Annotated in this window: 20 protein-coding genes; 9 read left to right on the forward strand and 11 right to left on the reverse strand. The window is 68.6% G+C overall.

What is annotated here, in order from left to right; translation table 11 throughout:
* The first annotated feature begins 31 nt into the window (after positions 1 to 31).
* Positions 32 to 781: a DUF899 family protein gene (locus ABZV91_RS13075; protein ID WP_355239869.1), complete on the forward strand. Its 750-nt coding sequence runs from the start codon at positions 32 to 34 to the stop codon at positions 779 to 781.
* Positions 782 to 960: 179 nt separating this feature from the next.
* Here the strand turns inward: ABZV91_RS13075 and ABZV91_RS13080 are convergent, their stop codons facing one another.
* Positions 961 to 1,494: a GNAT family N-acetyltransferase gene (locus ABZV91_RS13080; RefSeq protein ID WP_355239872.1), complete on the reverse strand. Its 534-nt coding sequence runs from the start codon at positions 1,492 to 1,494 to the stop codon at positions 961 to 963.
* 601 nt (positions 1,495 to 2,095) lie between these two features.
* Positions 2,096 to 2,290: a hypothetical protein gene (locus ABZV91_RS13085; protein ID WP_355239875.1), complete on the reverse strand. Its 195-nt coding sequence runs from the start codon at positions 2,288 to 2,290 to the stop codon at positions 2,096 to 2,098.
* 222 nt (positions 2,291 to 2,512) lie between these two features.
* On the opposite strand from ABZV91_RS13085, the gene ABZV91_RS13090 reads away from it, so the two are divergent.
* The 5 genes from ABZV91_RS13090 (at position 2,513) to ABZV91_RS13110 (ending at position 6,048) form a co-directional block, all read left to right on the forward strand.
* Entirely contained in the window at positions 2,513 to 2,755 is a 243-nt protein-coding gene (locus ABZV91_RS13090; RefSeq protein WP_355239877.1) for a CopG family transcriptional regulator, read from the forward strand.
* Positions 2,752 to 3,180, forward strand: a complete 429-nt coding sequence (locus ABZV91_RS13095; RefSeq protein ID WP_355239880.1) for a type II toxin-antitoxin system VapC family toxin — start codon at positions 2,752 to 2,754, stop codon at positions 3,178 to 3,180. The genes ABZV91_RS13090 and ABZV91_RS13095 overlap by 4 nt, the downstream gene beginning before the upstream one ends.
* A 305-nt stretch (positions 3,181 to 3,485) precedes the next feature.
* Positions 3,486 to 4,403 carry a metal ABC transporter substrate-binding protein gene (locus ABZV91_RS13100; RefSeq protein WP_355239882.1) on the forward strand — a complete coding sequence of 306 codons (918 nt, stop codon included), beginning with the start codon at positions 3,486 to 3,488 and terminating at the stop codon, positions 4,401 to 4,403.
* A complete protein-coding gene (locus ABZV91_RS13105; protein WP_355239885.1) occupies positions 4,400 to 5,134 on the forward strand; it encodes a metal ABC transporter ATP-binding protein in 735 nt (244 codons plus the stop codon). Before ABZV91_RS13100 ends, ABZV91_RS13105 begins: the two co-directional genes overlap by 4 nt.
* A 5-nt stretch (positions 5,135 to 5,139) precedes the next feature.
* Positions 5,140 to 6,048: a metal ABC transporter permease gene (locus tag ABZV91_RS13110; protein ID WP_355239888.1), complete on the forward strand. Its 909-nt coding sequence runs from the start codon at positions 5,140 to 5,142 to the stop codon at positions 6,046 to 6,048.
* 408 nt (positions 6,049 to 6,456) lie between these two features.
* Here the strand turns inward: ABZV91_RS13110 and radC are convergent, their stop codons facing one another.
* The 7 genes from radC to ABZV91_RS13145 all read right to left on the reverse strand — a co-directional run bounded on the left by radC (position 6,457) and on the right by ABZV91_RS13145 (position 11,259).
* Positions 6,457 to 7,140, reverse strand: coding sequence for a DNA repair protein RadC (radC, locus tag ABZV91_RS13115; protein ID WP_355239891.1), 684 nt, complete (start codon positions 7,138 to 7,140; stop codon positions 6,457 to 6,459).
* Between the two features lie 92 nt (positions 7,141 to 7,232).
* A complete protein-coding gene (locus ABZV91_RS13120; RefSeq protein ID WP_355239894.1) occupies positions 7,233 to 7,430 on the reverse strand; it encodes a type II toxin-antitoxin system VapB family antitoxin in 198 nt (65 codons plus the stop codon).
* A 199-nt stretch (positions 7,431 to 7,629) separates the two neighbouring features.
* The gene (locus tag ABZV91_RS13125; protein WP_355239897.1) at positions 7,630 to 8,886 is read right to left on the reverse strand and encodes a primosomal protein; all 1,257 of its coding nucleotides are present in this window, start codon (positions 8,884 to 8,886) and stop codon (positions 7,630 to 7,632) included.
* A gap of 130 nt (positions 8,887 to 9,016) precedes the next feature.
* Positions 9,017 to 9,364 (reverse strand): YbaB/EbfC family DNA-binding protein, encoded by a 348-nt coding sequence (locus tag ABZV91_RS13130; RefSeq protein WP_355239900.1) that lies wholly within the window; start codon positions 9,362 to 9,364, stop codon positions 9,017 to 9,019.
* A gap of 58 nt (positions 9,365 to 9,422) precedes the next feature.
* Positions 9,423 to 9,773 (reverse strand): hypothetical protein, encoded by a 351-nt coding sequence (locus ABZV91_RS13135; protein ID WP_355239903.1) that lies wholly within the window; start codon positions 9,771 to 9,773, stop codon positions 9,423 to 9,425.
* Between the two features lie 75 nt (positions 9,774 to 9,848).
* Positions 9,849 to 10,940: a C40 family peptidase gene (locus ABZV91_RS13140; protein ID WP_355239906.1), complete on the reverse strand. Its 1,092-nt coding sequence runs from the start codon at positions 10,938 to 10,940 to the stop codon at positions 9,849 to 9,851.
* A 4-nt stretch (positions 10,941 to 10,944) separates the two neighbouring features.
* Positions 10,945 to 11,259, reverse strand: coding sequence for a type VII secretion target (locus tag ABZV91_RS13145; RefSeq protein ID WP_355239909.1), 315 nt, complete (start codon positions 11,257 to 11,259; stop codon positions 10,945 to 10,947).
* Positions 11,260 to 11,410: 151 nt separating this feature from the next.
* Here ABZV91_RS13145 and upp point away from each other — a divergent pair, with 151 nt between their 5' ends.
* On the forward strand, positions 11,411 to 12,034 hold the full coding sequence (gene upp, locus ABZV91_RS13150) for a uracil phosphoribosyltransferase (protein ID WP_355239912.1): 624 nt from the start codon (positions 11,411 to 11,413) through the stop codon (positions 12,032 to 12,034).
* Between the two features lie 7 nt (positions 12,035 to 12,041).
* Here the strand turns inward: upp and ABZV91_RS13155 are convergent, their stop codons facing one another.
* Together ABZV91_RS13155 and ABZV91_RS13160 are read right to left on the reverse strand one after the other, a co-directional pair.
* A complete protein-coding gene (locus ABZV91_RS13155) occupies positions 12,042 to 13,541 on the reverse strand; it encodes a phospho-sugar mutase (RefSeq protein ID WP_355239915.1) in 1,500 nt (499 codons plus the stop codon).
* A complete protein-coding gene (locus ABZV91_RS13160) occupies positions 13,542 to 14,321 on the reverse strand; it encodes a purine-nucleoside phosphorylase (RefSeq protein WP_355239918.1) in 780 nt (259 codons plus the stop codon). It abuts the gene before it with no gap.
* A 92-nt stretch (positions 14,322 to 14,413) separates the two neighbouring features.
* Between ABZV91_RS13160 and ABZV91_RS13165 the strand changes: the two genes are divergently transcribed.
* Positions 14,414 to 15,118, forward strand: coding sequence for an enoyl-CoA hydratase-related protein (locus tag ABZV91_RS13165; RefSeq protein WP_355239921.1), 705 nt, complete (start codon positions 14,414 to 14,416; stop codon positions 15,116 to 15,118).
* A gap of 245 nt (positions 15,119 to 15,363) precedes the next feature.
* Complete coding sequence (locus ABZV91_RS13170; protein WP_355239923.1) at positions 15,364 to 16,548, forward strand: M20 family metallopeptidase; 1,185 nt, start codon at positions 15,364 to 15,366, stop codon at positions 16,546 to 16,548.
* The last annotated feature ends 89 nt before the right edge of the window (positions 16,549 to 16,637 follow it).

Raw genomic sequence — 16,637 nt, forward strand, 5'->3', positions numbered from 1 at the left:
TCACGTATCGACCACAAGGAGGGCTGTCCCCATGGCTATCGAGAACCCACCCGAACCCACAATCACCGACCGGGCCACCTTCGAGGCACGACTGGCCGAACTGCGCAGCCAGGAGAAGGCGCACACCCGGGCCGGCGATGCGCTCGCCGCCGCTCGCCGCCGGCTGCCGGTGGTCGAGGTGGATCCCGCGACCCCGCTGACGGGACCCGATGGACCGGTCCGGTTGATCGACACGTTCGAAGGCCGTCGACAGCTGATCACCTACTACTTCATGTGGTATTCCGGCCGGCCCGCAGCCCAGCAGTGCGAGGGCTGCACCTGGAACAACACCCAGCTCGACGAGCTGTCCTACGTCCACTCCCGGGACATCACCTACGCCGTGTTCTGTCAAGGTCCGTACGAGGAGAGCAAGCGGTACCACGAGTTCATGAACTGGACAATGCCCTGGTACTCCGCCCAGCAATCGCTCGGCACCCTGCTGGACGGACGGCAGATCGGCTCAATGCACGTGGTCTGCTACCTCCAACACAACGACCGTGTCTTCGAGACCTACTGGACCTCCTGGCGCGGAGTCGAGGCGGTCGACATCAACTACCGGCTCATCGACCTCACCATCTACGGACGACAGGAACCATGGGAGGACTCACCGGCAGGCTGGCCACAATTCCATGAGGAGACCGGTACCGGCGTCGCAGACGTACACCCCTTCCGGACCAACGGCCGCCCCACCGCTCAATGGTCACGAATCAACGCCGGGCGCTCCGACAGGCTCGCCCCCTGATCTGAAAGAGGGACTGTCTGAAACTTCGGCTCTGGCCCACTTTCGGTGGTGGCTGGTGGGCTCACGCCAGGAGGATGCGGTGGGCGGAGTAGCCGGAATCCGGCACGGCCATACACCAAGAGTGGGCCAGAGCCTGAACTCCGGTGGAACTGATCTCGGTCCGACGGCCGAGCCTGTGCTCAAGACTCAGGCAGGATATATGTCATCTTGATGTCCGGTGCTGCGCCTTCGATCCGTCCAGGTCTCGACTCGTCCGTGAAGCGGAATCCATTGCGTAGATATAAGCCCTTGGCTGGCTCGTTGTCGCCCCGTACCCAGAGCTCGACCTCGCGGAAGCCGTTTTTCCGGGCCCAGTCGAGGGCGGTCTGTACCAGACCGTCCCCGGTCCCGGTACCCTGCGCGACCGGATCGACTCTCATCGCTGTCAGGGTCAGCACGTCCGGATCGGATCCAGGGCTCAACCGGACCCGACCGACGGGTAGTTCCCCGTAAAAAGCAGCGAACGTCTCCTTCTTGTCGAAAGTGTCACGGTATTCCCGTTCGGTTGTCCGTTCAGCGTCGGACAAGGTCACCGAGAAGTCGAGGCGATCCCGTCCGGCATTTCGGATCGAAAGGAATTGGTTCACCCTCCAGTCGTCGGGCCGCAGTCGCCGGATCTCGGTCGCAGCGAGTTTGACACCTTTTGCCTCCGCCAACACCTGCAAACGCTCCAAGCGCGGGTTCTGGGGCACCGGGTTACCGGTGCGAGGTGTCCCGAACGTATCTTGGCCTGTTCTACGCGCTCCCGTCTCGAGGCGGGAGGCGGCCGCCGCGTTCGGCCCGGGCTGCGGAAACTGGCTCGAGTCTTTGTCACTCAGGACGCGGAGGCCGTGCTTGGTGGTGCGCGCGAATCCCGAGCGATATCGCCGGGCGACATCCTTGCACACCTCTCGACTACTGCGCACCAGGCCTGATGTGAGCCTTGCGAGAAGCCGATTGACGCTATGGCTCAAATCTGCTCGATTCAGTTCCTGAGATCGTATAAGGCGACTCTTGTCTCCTCGCTCGACGCCGGTAGCCCTCCGAGGCCGCGATACGCCTCCGGTGAACGAGGTGTAAGAGATCCTCGCACACCCCGGAACGATGTCACCGTCAGGCGCGGGGAGCCTGCGCCTTTCGCGCACCCTTTGCTGATCTCTTGTTCGTCGGACATGCCGCCCGGCCCCGATCGGGGATCACCACGAAGCGCCTCTCGACTGCGGCATCCAACAGCAGGTTCATCGGGTAGTCGGTCTCGTCGGTCCAGTCATAGCGGATCGTCGGGCCAGTGCAGGGCTATTCGTCGCTGTAGCGGTCGATGCCCTGCGGCATGGGGCCTATGGGTTTGGCCGAGCCTGTCCGAGATTTCCAGTCGGCAGGTACGCCGGGCAGCGTATCGGTGAACAGCCTGGTCGATAACTGCCGAGATGCGCCCGGGATCGACCACGCCCACTCCGGGGCGACCTGCGCCGCTTCGTCGATGTCGCTCATTGCCCGAGCGCGCCGAGGCCCACCGGCACTTCCGCTCTATCGGAGGAGAACTCCGGCAGTACGCGCGTTGTCGGCCGCGATGGGCGACCGGCTCGCAGGATCTCGGAGTGCGGAGGCAGCCTTCCTCGACGCCAGTGGCTACGTCGGAAACCTGCGGCTCTTCTGCCCCCCTGCCGGGCATCGTTGATTCAGGAACTCCGCATCAGTGATGTAGCCTGGGGTATGCGTACTACGATCCGGCTCGACGGCGATGTGCTGGCCGCTGCTGAACAGCTACGTCGCGAACGCGGTATCGGGCTCGGTGAGGCGATCAACGAACTGGCGCGGGCCGGACTGCACAGTAGGCCGATGGCATCGCGGATCCCGTTCCGCCAGCGCACACGCTCATTGGGTGCCCGGGCGGATCTGTCCCAGAACTCGGAAGTGCTGGACCTGATGGACGAGCCGTATCCGGGGCGGCCGTGATCATCGATGTGAACGTGCTCCTGTACGCGGTCGACGAGACGAGTCCGCATCACCGGGTGGCGCACAGTTGGTTCGAGCAGGCGATGAACGGTGACGTCCGGGTGGGTTTTCCATGGCACAGTCTGGTCGGGTTCGTTCGGATCGTCACTCACCCGAAGATCTTCGCCGCGCCTATGACAGGCCGGGAGGCCTGGGCGTGCGTGGACGAGTGGCTGGACCACGATATGGCGTGGATTCCCGTGCCGACGGATCGGCACCGCAGGGTTCTCGCCAGACTTGTCGATGATCACTATGCGACGGGTAATCTGCTGCCCGATGCCCACCTTGCGGCGCTGGCTATCGAGCACGGGGTGGCGATCTGCTCCTTCGATACCGATTTCGCTCGTTTCCCCGAGGTGCAGTGGATCAATCCGCTGGACCGGTGACAAGGAGTTTTGCGTTCCGGATCTCGACGTAGTCCGGTTTTCGGGCGTTCTGCGGCGCCCCCCACTTCCCGTCAGGGCGCGATCCGGGTCGCCCACCGCCGGCCGGTGACGCCCGGGGTCGGCAATCGGGTGGGTGATCACTGACTCAGGGGTGCTGCGACGCCGTCGGATCAGCGCCGGCAGGAGTGATTTGCTCTGCTGCTCACGGCCGTAGGGGGTGTCCTGATCGCTTTTCTTCCGTTGCGCGAAGTTGAAAATTAGGGTTACCGAACTTATGATCGAGCACGGAAGGCGGGTGGTTCGGTATGCAGATGTTTCCCCGGATCACCGCCGTGTTCGCGGCCTGTGGTCTCACCGTCGTACTCTCCGCCTGCGCTACGTTTCACCTGCCGCGTACCGGTGAACCGGTTGTCGTCACCACTTTCACCGTGTTGGCCGATATCGCGTCGAATATCGCGGGCGAGCATCTCGAGGTGCAGTCGCTCACCAAACCCGGTGCCGAGATTCACGGCTACGAGCCCACCCCGGGCGATATCAAACGCGCCGCCAAAGCCGATCTCATCCTCGACAACGGCATGAACCTGGAGGCATGGTTCGGTCAGTTCGTCGCCGACTTGGACGCCGAGCACGTCACCGTGAGTGAAGGGGTCGCCTCGGTCCCCATCACCTCCGACGCCTACGCAGGGAAACCCAATCCGCACGCCTGGATGTCGCCGCTGAACGTGCGCACCTACGTGGACAACATGGTCGCGGCCTTCTCGCGCCTCGTGCCGGAGCACGCGGCGGACTTCCGGGCCAACGGCGAGGCCTACAAACAGCAGTTGCAGCAGGTCCACGATGAACTCGTCGCCGACCTCGCGAACCTGCCCCGCCGCCAGCGCGCACTGGTGACCTGCGAGGGCGCCTTCTCCTATCTGGCCCGTGACGCGGGGCTGTCGGAGTCCTACATCTGGCCCGTCAATGCCGAACAGCAGGCCACCCCACAACAGATCACCCGGGTCATCGAATATGTTCGTGACCACGAGGTCCCGGCCGTGTTCTGTGAATCCACCGTCTCCGACGCCCCGATGCGCCGGGTCGTCGAGGCCACCGGGGCGAGATTCGGCGGAGTGCTCTACGTGGATTCGCTGTCGGCGGCCGACGGCCCGGTACCGACCTATCTCGACCTGATCCGGCACGACGCCGAAACCATCGCCGCAGCACTCACCGGGAGCAGGCCATGACAATTCCCGCGATCGACGTCGACGGTGTGACCGTCTACTACGGCGAGGTCCAGGCACTCGACCAGGTCCGGTTGACCGTGGACGCCGGCCGCGTCTGCGCGCTCATCGGGATGAACGGGTCCGGGAAATCGACGCTGTTCAAAACCCTGATGGGAATGATTACCCCCGATCGCGGCACGGTCCGGATCGGCGGGGCCAAACCGGTCGCGGCCCGGCGGGCCGGCGTGCTCGGTTACGTCCCGCAGAGCGAGGCGGTGGACTGGTCGTTTCCGCTGTCGGTCCGGGATGTGGTGACCACCGGCCGCTACGGCCGGATGGGCTTCACCCGGCGGGCGAGCCGGGCCGACCGGGCCGCGGTCGACGAGGCGCTCGAGCGGGTGGAATTGACCGATCTGGCCGACCGGCAGATCGGCCGGCTCTCCGGTGGCCAGCGCAAACGCGCGTTCGTGGCGCGCGGTATCGCGCAGGGTGCCCGGATCCTGCTGCTCGACGAACCGTTCGCCGGGGTGGACAAGCGTTCCGAGGCGACGATCACCGGATTGCTCCGCGAACTCGCGGCCGACGGGGCGACCGTCCTGATCTCCACCCATGACCTGCACGCCCTGCCCGGCCTGGCCGACGAAGCCGTGCTGTTGATGCGTCGGGTGCTCGTCCACGGTGACCCCGAGGAGGCGCTGCGGCCGGAGAACCTGGCCCTCGCCTTCGGCCTCGATGTCATCGGGCAGCGGTGAGCACCATGGACCTGATCGAATTCCTGCTCGAGCCGATGCGCTACGCGTTCATGGTGCGCGCGCTCACCGCCAGCCTCGTCGCGGCGGTGGTCTGCGGCCTGCTGTCCTGCTGGCTGGTCCTGGTGGGCTGGTCGCTGATGGGGGACGCGGTCTCGCACGCGGTGCTGCCGGGCGTGGTACTCGCCTATATCGCGGGGGTGCCGTTCGCTGTCGGGGCGGTGATCTTCGGGTTCCTGGCGGTCGGCCTGATCGGCCTGGTCCGCGACACCAGCCGCGTGAAGGAGGATGCCGCCATCGGCATCGTGTTCACCACGCTGTTCGCGTTCGGGCTGGTGCTCGTCTCGGTGACCCCCAGCAATACCGACCTCAATCACATCATCTTCGGCAATCTGCTGGGGGTGAGCCAGGAGGAGCTGGTCCAGATCGCCGGGCTGGCGGCCCTGGTGTTCGTCGCGCTCGTGCTCAAGCGCCGGGATTTCACGCTGTACGCGTTCGACCCCACCCACGCCTACGCGCTCGGCTTGAACCCACGGTTCCTGGGCGCGGCCCTGCTCGGCCTGCTCGCGCTGACCTCGGTGGTGGCTCTGCAAGCGGTCGGTGTGATCCTCGTGGTGGCCATGCTGATCATTCCCGGCGCGACCGCCTACCTGCTCACCGACCGATTCGGGCGGATGCTGGTGATCGCTCCGACCCTCTCGGCGATCTGCGCCGTCACCGGCCTGTATGTGAGCTACTACGCCGATACCGCACCCGGGGCCACCATCGTGCTGGCCCAGGGTGTCGTCTTCACCGTGGTCTATCTGTTCGCGCCGCGGCAGGGCCTGATCGGCTCCCGGCTGGCGGCCGGGCGTCGCCGGGGGCGCGAGCTGTCCGGCAAGCCGACGGCTGCCGTGGCCGTCGAACCGACCACCTGACCGCCGGGGAGCCCGCGGAAACACCGTCGCCCGAGGTGCAGCTGTTCGGAGACACAGACGAAGCCCGACGAGGTGACCGGCGAGTCGGTGGTTGCGAACGCTTCGGCCGGTGCGGCGCCCACCTCGGCGGGGTCGCGGTGGCCGACCCGCACTGCATCCGGCGCACCGGTCGCCCCGGAGATGTGGACCGCCGCCGTCGCGCGATGCTCCTGTCCGGTATTCGGATGTGCCCCTCGGGCTCGGTTCTGCGTGGTGTGCACCGGCGGGACCATCAGGTGCACAGCGTGCGCCGAGTTGGCGCACGGCTTCGGGTCGATGACGGTGACCCCGATCTGCCGGCACAGTCGCGCGAACGCCGGGTCTTCGGCGACGAGAACTCAGCCCACCCCGGCGGCGTCGATGGCGGGATCACCGGAACGCATCCTCGAACGGGGCGGCCCGCCGCCAGCAGTCGCCCGCGATCACCACGTGGTCCAGGAACCGCAGGCCCACCGTTCGTGCCGCCGCGGCGAGCAGTGTGCTGGCCCGGCGATCGTCGGGGCTGGGAGTCGGATCGCCGGAGGGATGATTGTGTGCCAGCGCGAAGGCGCGACCGTCGTGGCGCAGGACCGTGTTCAGGATCTCGCGCACCGGTACCGCCACCTCGTCGATAGCGCCCTCGGCCACGAAGACCCGCTGCCGGGGCCGGTTGCGCGCATCGCAGATCAGCACCAGCAGTCGCTCCACCCGGGCTCCGGCGAACAACGGGGCCGCTTCCCGGGCCACATCGTCGGGCCGCAGCAGCGGCGCCGGAGCCTGCGTACCGGTGCGGGCCCGCGCGGCGAGCTGGAACGCGGCAGCGATGGCCGCGGCCTTGGCCACCCCCACCCCGGGCCGGCGCCGCAGTTCCTCGGGCCGTGCCGAGGCCAGGCCGCCCACTCCGCCGAACTCGGTGAGCAGGGCCGAAGCGAGTTCGACCGCGCTCTCGCCGCGGCGGCCCTGACCGAGCAGCAGGGCGAGCAGTTCACCGTCGTTCAACGCCTGGGGCCCGAGGGCGCACAGGCGTTCCCGCGGTCGCTGCGCCTCGGGTAGATCGGCGATCGGTACCGGCATGATTCCCCCTCCAGATTCCGTGGCCATCATGCCAGCGGGTACCGACAGTTCCGGAGGGTTCGGCCGGGCTCGCCGGCGGCTGTCCGGCCGGATCAGCCGTCGACGACCGCGGGCTGCGGGGGACGGTTCAGCGCCGACGCCGCCAGCCGCTCGAAATGCCGTAGCTGCCGCTCGTGCACCACGATCCGGCGCAGCGCCTCGTGAATGGTCGCCTTGTTCGACGCCGTGCCCATGATGGCCCCGGCGGCCGCCAGCAGATCCTGATCCAGCTCGATCCGCACTGTCGGCATGCGTCCTCCTTAGTACATCCGCCCTGCTGCGGCAGCGTGGCGTCGGCACCCGGGCGATGACCACGCGAACAAATGCCGCTGGCCAGTCAGTTTGCCCAGTCGCCGCCGGTTTATCGACCGAATGTCACGCCGTGTGTCCACATCGAGACCTAGGAGCGCCTCCCGCCGCGTCGGTCGACGCGGCGGGCACAGCGCCGGGTCAGTGTGGAGACAGGCGCGACTCGAAATTGCGTTCGAGTTCACGCCAGGCCCGCGCCTCGGCGTCGAACGGCGGGTTGGGCGCCATCCGGGTCGGGTCCGGATGCAGCAGGTAGGACACGTACCACCCGAGCGGAGTCGATTTGGCCAGGGCCTGTTCCACCGCGTCGTCGTCGGCGTAGTCGGCGGCGTCGGAGAACAGCTCCAGGACCAGGTCGAGTTGCTCGGTGTCGACCGCTTCCGGGCCTTCGGCCAGATCGTCGGCGAGGCCGGGCAGCACGTAGACGTTCTCCTCGGTGACCTCGACCTCGAGCGAGCCGTCGATGGCGGCGGTCTGCACTTCGGCGAAGGTGCTGATCCGGGCCAGATCGTGTTCGTGGTCGTCGGCGAGATACCGTGCAAGTGCACGCTCACTGGCGAATACCGAGATCGAGTTCTTCGCGCCGAGGAAGATCGGTTCATCGTCGAGATAGCAGCGCAGGGTGAAGTATTCGGTATCGGCCGTCACGATCTTGACGGGGTCGATCCCGACTTCTTCCCAGAACGTGAGTTCCGCGTCGTCGTCCTCGTCGTCGTCCTCGTCGTCCAGGTCGACGGGCTCGAAGTCGCTGTCGTCGTCGGTGTCGGCCGCGTCGTCCGCATCGACCTCGTTCTCCTCGGCGGCCAGCAGTTCCGCCTCGGCCAGCGCGACGGCCTCGGCGTCGACTTCGGGCACCCGCACCACCGAATCGATGGCGTCGAGTACGTCGTCCCAGCTCTTGGCCACCGCGGCCCCGATCTGGTCCCACAGCTCCTCGCCGTCGCGGCCCGCGAACATCTGGGTGCCGCCGGCCAGGGCACTCAGCGACGGATGCGAACCGAAGAATTTGGTGACCGTTTCGAGCTCGCAGACCTCGCCGATATTGCGCACCATGGCCAAGGTGTCCTCCAACTCGGCGACGGTGTCCACATCCGGGTCACCGGCGACGAGTTCCGGCACGCCGACCAGGTCGAAGGAGTAGTTGTCGCCGGGCTCGAGTTCGGCGGCCGACAGACCGGCGACCACCTTCCACGCCGGGTGATCGATCAGGTCGTTGTCGGAGTCGGTCCGGATGAAGGCCGCTAGTTCGGCCACGGACTCGAAGCCGTAGAGGGCGTCCTCATGTCCTAGGAACGCCTCCCACTCGTCGTCACCGTCACGCCAGCGCGGTGCCCACAGGGTGACAAGATCGCCGTCGGTCAGACCGAGCTCGATCGGGACGATGTCTCCAGAAGCCATACGCGGAAGCCTAATAGGTCCAGCTGGGCGGAGCCCACCCCTGGTCCACGCACAGCTGTAGCGGAAGCGAGGTATTCCGGGCCGCTGTCAGCGCGCCACATCGGGTGGAACGTGCTCGGCGAGCTGCCTGTCAGGCGCCGTCCGATTCGGTTCCGGTCGGTCCGACCACTGTCTCCGGCGCCGGCGCGAACGACTCGTTCAGTGCGGCAACGACCTCCGAACGCCGGCCGCCGGCGTCCTCGGCGGCCTGGCGGCACGCCCAGATGACGAGCTGGGCGGCTTCGGCGGGCGGTAACGCGGTCACCGCCTCGGTGAGCTGCAACCTCACCAGTGCGCCGTCGCTGTCCACCTCGGCGGTGACCATGCCGTCCTCGGTGCTGAAGCGGCCACGTACCTGTTTCAGCCCGTACAGCGCGGCTTCCAGCGCTTCCAGTTTCCGCGTGGCGCCGGCGACCAGGGCGTCCATTTCCGCGCTCATACATCTCTCCTGGGTCCGAGCGGCGATCCGCTGCGGTGGTGTCGCGCGTGCGGGCCGCTCATACCGGCCGCATCCAACTCGTCGGGCCGGTGTCGGCATCGTCCATCCGGTCCAGTTCGTCGACCGCCTGCTGCCGGGTGGGCAGACCGAGCCGGTCCAGGATCTCGGCCGGCATCCCGTTCTCCGCCAGCAGCTCCCGGCGCTTGGCCTTGGCCGCGATGGTGGAGCGACGGGTCAGCCGCAGGATCTCGTCGGCGAGAGCCTGCGCGCCGTAACGGTATTCGCTGCGCTCGAATGCGATCTCCACCGGCATGCCCTGGTCGGTGGCGCGCACCGACAGTGTGCCGGCCCGATTGCGGCTGGCCGCGATCGTGACATTCGGTACCTCGGGAAGCTGCTGCTCGCTCATGATTCTGTCCACTCTCGACCTCCTCCCGGTCCTGAACGGCCGGGGTTCCCTGACTCACGACAGGGCCTTCCTGTTTCATTCGGTGGGCCGGTAGAACCCGAGGAATTCCATCCCGCTGTTCTCCGTCCGGACCGAGCTGATCTGCACCGGGTCGCCGGCTTCGATCAACTGGCCGTTCCCGATCACCATCGCCACATGTCCGTCCCATACCGCGAGATCGCCGGGCATGAGATCGCCCGGCGACACCGGGGTGGCGCCGTTGGCCTGTTCATGGGCCAGCCGGGGCAGGTCCACGCCGGCCTCGCCGTAGGCGTATTTGGTCATCCCGCTGCAGTCCAGCCCGGCGCCGGGGGTGTTGCCGCCCCAGACATAGGGGGTGCCGAGCGTGCCCAGAGCCGATTTCACCGCGGTGGCGGCCTTCTCGTTCGGCGCCTCCACCACGCTGCCGTCCGGCAGGGTGACCTTCACGCCCTCGCCGGTGGCGGTACCGGTCGAGGTGGCCGTTTTCTGCGGGGTCCCCGAGCTCGTCGTGGTACCGCTGGTATTCGACGACATGGCGGTGCTCATCATCGAGCCGGCCAGCCCGGCCGCACTGCTCAGCCCCGACGTCACCGTGGAAACGGCCTGGGTGCTCACCGGCGCCGTACTCGCCGCCGACGGGGTGGGCGGTGGCGGGGTGAGCTCGTTCATCGAGGAGGTCTGGGTCTGCAGTTCGTTCTGCACCCGGCCCACCACGCCCAGCGCCTGGCCCAGGTGATCGATGGCGGAACCCACCAGCAGCGACATACCCGCCGGGGTGCCCAGCGCGGGCGCGGCCGCGGCAGCGGTGTTCACGAACGACTGCGCGATGGCGGTGAGGTCTTTGTTGCCGGTCTCGACATGGGCCGCGGCCTGGCCCATCACGGTCGCCATCTCGTTGCCGCGGTCGGAGATGCTCGCGGCCGAGGTCTGCACGCGTAGCGCCTTCGAGGTCGCGGCGTCGGCGCCGGTGCCGTCCCACGCGGTGTTCATCTGATTGATGCCGCCGCGGCCCAGCGCGTGAACCTGGTCGATCGCCGTGGACGCGGAACGCAGCGCATCGCCGGGGCCGCCGGTGGCCAGCACCCCGGTGCCGAAACTGGCGAGCAAGTCGAGAATCGGCCTGGCCAGGGCGTTGATATCGATCACCGGGTCACTCCCCGGCAGCACCGCGCAGGGCGGCCGCATTGCTGATGTCGGCCTCGGCGTAACTCACCGCGGCCACGCCGGCCGCCCCGCTCATCGTGCCCAGCACCGCGGACAGCTGGCCGATCGTCGCCACGTGGCCGGCGTGCGCGGCCGCGTACGCCGCGAGAAAATCACCGCCGATCAGACCGAAGATCGGCCCCAGTACCGTGGGCGCCGCACCCGCGGCCCCGGTCCCCGCCGTCGCGAGTTCGGAGGCCATCACCCCGGCGGTGGCGCCGTAGGCCGCGATGCCCTCGGCATCGGCTGAGATGTTCACCATCAGAGGTTCCCCCATCGACTTCGTTAACGGGCAGAGTATGTCATCTACCGGTTTCGACGCATCGGCTTCCCGCGCGGTTCCGCGGAATTCGATGACCGCGGAAAGTCACGGCGCGAAGGCCGCCGCTCCCGATCGACTTTATCGTTCCCTCATGCGCACGCACACGCTGGATCATCCGCTCGTGGCGATACTGCTCACCACGCTCCGCGACGAACGCACCCCCGACCCCGCCTTCCGGGCCGCCCTGCGAGACCTGTCCAGACTCCTGGTCTACGAGGCCCTGCGGGACGCGCCCGTGACACATTTCGACATCACCACGCCGGTCGCGGCCACTCGCGGCGCGCGACTGGCCCGGCCGCCGCTGCTGGTACCGGTCCTGCGGGCGGGGCTCGGCATGGTCGACGCCGCCACCGACCTCATCCCGGACTCGCAGGTGGGATTCGTCGGTGTCGCCCGGAACGAGGAGACCCACCGGCCGGTGCCGTATCTGGAATCGCTGCCCGACGACCTGTCGGCCACCCCGGTGATGGTGCTGGACCCGATGCTGGCCACCGGCGGATCCATGCTGCACACACTGGGCCTGCTCGTCGACCGGGGGGCGCTCGACATCACCGCCGTCTGCGTGGTGGCGGCTCCGGAAGGTATCGCGGCGCTGGCGGCTTCGGGATATCCGGTCCGGCTGTTGACGGCCGTGATCGACGACCGGCTCAACGACGACGCCTATATCGTGCCCGGTCTCGGGGACGCGGGGGACCGCCAATTCGGACCCCGCTGAACCCGCCTCAGCCGGCCCGCGTGCGGCAGTAGTCGCGCAACTGCGAAAGCCGCTCCCGCGCGGCGGCTCTGGCGGCGCGCAACCCGGCCGGGCCGGAAACCGGGTGTACCACCTCCAGATAGCATTTGAGCTTCGGTTCGGTACCCGACGGCCGGACGACCAGCCGTAGGCCGTCACCGGCGAAGACCAGTGCGTCGGTACGCATCCGGCCGCGCAGCGCCGCCATATCGGTGTAGTCGACCGCGGTCCCGGCCAAGGTTGTCGGCGGTGCGGCCCGCAGCGCCTCGACCACCGCGGCCGCCGCCCGCGGATCGGGCAGGCGCAACGACACCTGATCGCCGGCGTGGACACCGAACTCGACGGCCAGATCGTCGAGTTCGTCGTGCAGCGTGCGGCCGCGCGCACGCAGCCGGGACACCAGGTCGGCGGCCATGACCGCCGCGGAGACACCGTCCTTGTCGCGGACCGCGGCAGGGTCCACACAGTGCCCGATCGCCTCCTCGTAGGCGTAGACCAGGCCGTCGCCCGCCCGCGCCAGCCATTTGAAACCGGTAAGGGTTTCGGCGTAGCGGGCGCCGCGCGTCGGCGCCAGCCGGGAGAGCAGCCGCGAGGAAACGATCGTGGTGGCGACCAGCGGGTCCGCGGGCGCGGTGCGCAGCACGTCCTCGGCCAGCAGTACCCCGGTTTCGTCGCCGCGCAGCATGCGCCATCCGTCCGGCGTGGGGATGCCCAGCGCGCACCGGTCCGCATCGGGATCGAGCGCCACGGCCACATCGGCGTCCACCCGTTCGGCCAGCCGCAGCAGCAGATCCGCCGCCCCCGGCTCCTCCGGGTTCGGGAAGGACACAGTGGGGAAATCGGGATCGGGCGTGAACTGTTCAGTCACCGCGTGGATATCGGTGAAACCCGCGGCGGTGAGCGCGTGCACGGCGGTCGCGCCGCCGACACCGTGCAACGGCGTGAACGCGATCCGGATCCCGGCGCGATCCCCGTCCCCGCCGATCAGCCGGGGCAATTGCGCGACCCGCGCCAGATAATGCGACAGGACCGCACCGCCCGACGCGGCCACGGGCTCGTGTCCGATCGGTTCGGTCACCGCCGTGATCCGCTGCTCGATCTCGGTATCGGCGGGCGGCGCCAGTTGGGTGCCGCCGTCGACGAAAACCTTGTAGCCGTTGTCGCCGGGCGGATTGTGCGATGCGGTGATCTGCACACCCGCCACCGCACCCGATTCGCGCACGGCGAAGGCGGTTACCGGAGTCGGCAGCGGTTCGGGCAGCCGGGTCACCGCGAAACCGGCCGCGGCCAGCACCTCCGCGGTGACCGCCGCGAATTCCGCGGAGCCGTGCCGGGCATCGCGGCCCACCACCACCGTGCCGCCACCGAGGCAGCGGTCGCGCAACCAGGCCGCGAGCCCGGCGGTGGCCCGCGCCACCGTGGTCTCGTTCATCCCGTCCGGGCCCGGGGCCAGCGGCCCGCGCAGACCCGCTGTGCCGAAAGTCAGCATCTACAGTTGCTCCAGCACGCCGCGCAGCAATTTGCCCAGGCGCGGCGCCGCCGCGCGTCCCTCCGCGAGCACTTCGGCATGGGCCAGTGGCGCCCCCGTGACCCCGGCCGCCAGGTTCGTGACCAGGGAGATGCCGAGCAGCCGGACACCGAGCGCGCGCGCCGCGATGGCCTCCAGCACAGTCGACATCCCCACCAGATCGGCTCCGATCGTGGCCAGCATGCGGATCTCGGCGGGCGTCTCGTACTGCGGTCCGGTGAGCCCGGCGTACACGCCCTCGGTCAGGTCCGGGTCGACGCGCCGCGCCAGATCGCGCAACCGCGGGTCCCAGGCGTCGACCAGATCGACGAAGGAGGGCCCGGTCAGCGGCGTCGTCCCGGTCAGATTCAGGTGATCGCGCACCAGCACCGCCTCGCCGACCCGCATCCCCGGGCGGATACCGCCGGCGGCGTTGGTGAGGATCACCGTCTCTGCGCCCGCCGCCACCGCGGTCCGCACCGGATGCACGACCTCCTCGGCGGAATGACCCTCGTACAGGTGCTGACGCCCCATCAGTACCAGGGCGTGGGTGTCGCCGACCGATACCGACACCACCCGCCCCACATGACCCTGCGCGGTGGGCGCGGCGAATCCGGGCAGCTCCGGCATCGGTATCTCGGCGTTGGGGGTCCCGAGTTCGGCGGCGGCGTCCTGCCAGCCCGAACCCAGCACCACCGCGACCCGGTGTCGATCCACCGACGACCGGGCCGCGATCTCCTCGGCGGCCTCTTCGGCAAGCATGGCGGCCAGTGTATGGCCTTCCGCGCCGTCGGCCCGCCCGAACCGCCCGCGCCGGTGCGGCCTCCGGCGCCCGTCGCCTATACGCTGCACAGATGCCGTACCTGGAACGTGATGGGAACGTTTTCGTGCTGTCGCTGGGCAACGAGGCCCAGACCGACAGCGAGAACCGCTTCAGCCACGAGTGGATAGACGAGACGCACGCGCTGCTGGACACCGTGGCGGCCAGTGAGGGCCCCGCCGCGCTGGTGACGACCGCCACCGGGAAGTTCTTCAGCAACGGACTCGACACCGATTGGCTGTTCGCGAACCTCGACCGCATGCACGGCTACCTCGACCGCGTGCACAGCGTGTTCAGCCGGCTCCTCGCGTTTCCGTTGCCCACCGTCGCGGCCGTCAACGGGCACGCCTTCGGCGCCGGTGCCATGCTCGCCACCTCCCATGATTTCCGGGTGATGCGCGCCGATCGCGGATTCTGGTGCCTACCCGAGGTACATCTGGGGATGCCGTTCACGGTCGGAATGAACGCCCTGCTCGGCACCCGGTTGACCAACCAGGTGGCGGTCTCCGCCATGACCACCGGCCACCGGTTCGGAGCCGCGGAGGCCCTGGCGGCGGGTATCGTGGACGACATTGCCGAGGCCGAGGCGTTGCGCGCCGCCGCGGTGGAGAGGGGTGCCGGACTGGCCGCCAACCGGACCCCCAGTCTGCCCGCCATCAAACGCTCTCTGCACGCCACGGCGCTGGCCGGACTCGCGGTGCCCACCACTCCCGATAACCTGGCATTCGCCGGGAACTAGCCGCGCGCGGGCCGGACGGGCGGCGACAGGAACGCCCTCGCCCCACCGGATACGCGGCGCGGCGCGGACGCCGCCGCGCACGGATCCGCCAGCGGTGCGAAACTGGAGGATACGGCCGTTCCCCGGGGGGATAGCGGAACCGCCGGTATGTACTGCGGCCACGGCCGCGGTGGATACGTGTACGGGCGACCCCGCGCACGTGGAGAAGTGGTTCAGCTGCTCGTTCTACGACAGGAGGACATTCGGTGAGCACAACCGGCCGTACGGTGCGAGACGGACAGGACGCGGTGACGGCGTGGCTGGCCGAGCACACGGTCGATCTCGTTCAATGGCGCCGCCACATCCACGCCAACCCGGAATTATCCCGCACCGAATTCGCGACCACCGAATTCGTCGGCACCTGGCTGACGAAGGCCGGACTCTCGTTCCGGGTGCTGCCCACCGGTACCGGCCTGATCTGCGATATCGGTCCCGAGGACGCGCCGCGGATCGCCTTGCGCGCCGATATGGACGCGCTGGCGCTCCAGGAGTTCACCGGCCGGCCCTTCGCCTCGACGGTACCCGGCGTCTCGCATGCCTGCGGCCACGACGCGCACACCAGCATCCTGCTCGGTACCGCGCTGGCGCTGGCAGACCTCGATCTTCCGGTCGGAGTACGGCTGATCTTCCAGCACGCCGAGGAGGTCATGCCCGGCGGCGCCATCGATATGGTCGCGGCCGGCGCGATGACCGGCGTGGACCGGATCTTCGCCTTGCACTGCGATCCGCGCCTGGAAGTCGGCAAGGTCGGCATCCGGGTCGGTGCCATCACCTCCGCCGCCGATACCGTCGAACTGGTGCTGGATTCCCCCGGCGGGCACACCTCGCGCCCGCATCTCACCAGTGACCTCGTGTACGCGATCGGCACCGTCATCACCGGTCTGCCCGGCCTGCTCACCCGCCGGATCGACCCGCGCACCAGCACGGTCATGGTGTGGGGCGCCGTCAGCGCCGGCAAGGCCCCGAACGCTATCCCGCAGACGGGCATGCTCACCGGCACCGTCCGCACCGGCGACCACGCCACCTGGTCCCTGCTCGAACCGATGGTGCGCGAGATCGTCGACGGCCTGCTCGCGCCCACCGGCGTGCGCTACCAGCTCGACTACCGGCGCGGCGTGCCGCCGGTGGTCAACGACGAACAATCGGTCCGCATGCTCAGCGACGCGGTCCGCGCCATCGGCCCCGACGCCCTCGCCGACACCCCGCAATCCGGGGGCGGCGAGGATTTCTCCTGGTACCTCGAAGAGGTTCCCGGCGCCATGGCCCGCCTCGGCGTCTGGCCCGGCGAAGGCCCCCCGCTCGACCTGCACCAGCCCACGTTCGACCTCGACGAACGGGCGCTGCCGGTGGGGGTGCGGACATTGACCAATATCGTGCTGCGGGCCGGATAGGAACTGGTCCGACCCGAGTCGCCGGTGCGCCGCGCGGTGCGGCTCACCGGTTCGGTGCTCGGCCGACTGTGGGTTCCAGCGTGATGGTG

This window comes from Nocardia sp. NPDC004568, assembly GCF_040609955.1.
Classification (GTDB): Bacteria; Actinomycetota; Actinomycetes; order Mycobacteriales; family Mycobacteriaceae; genus Nocardia.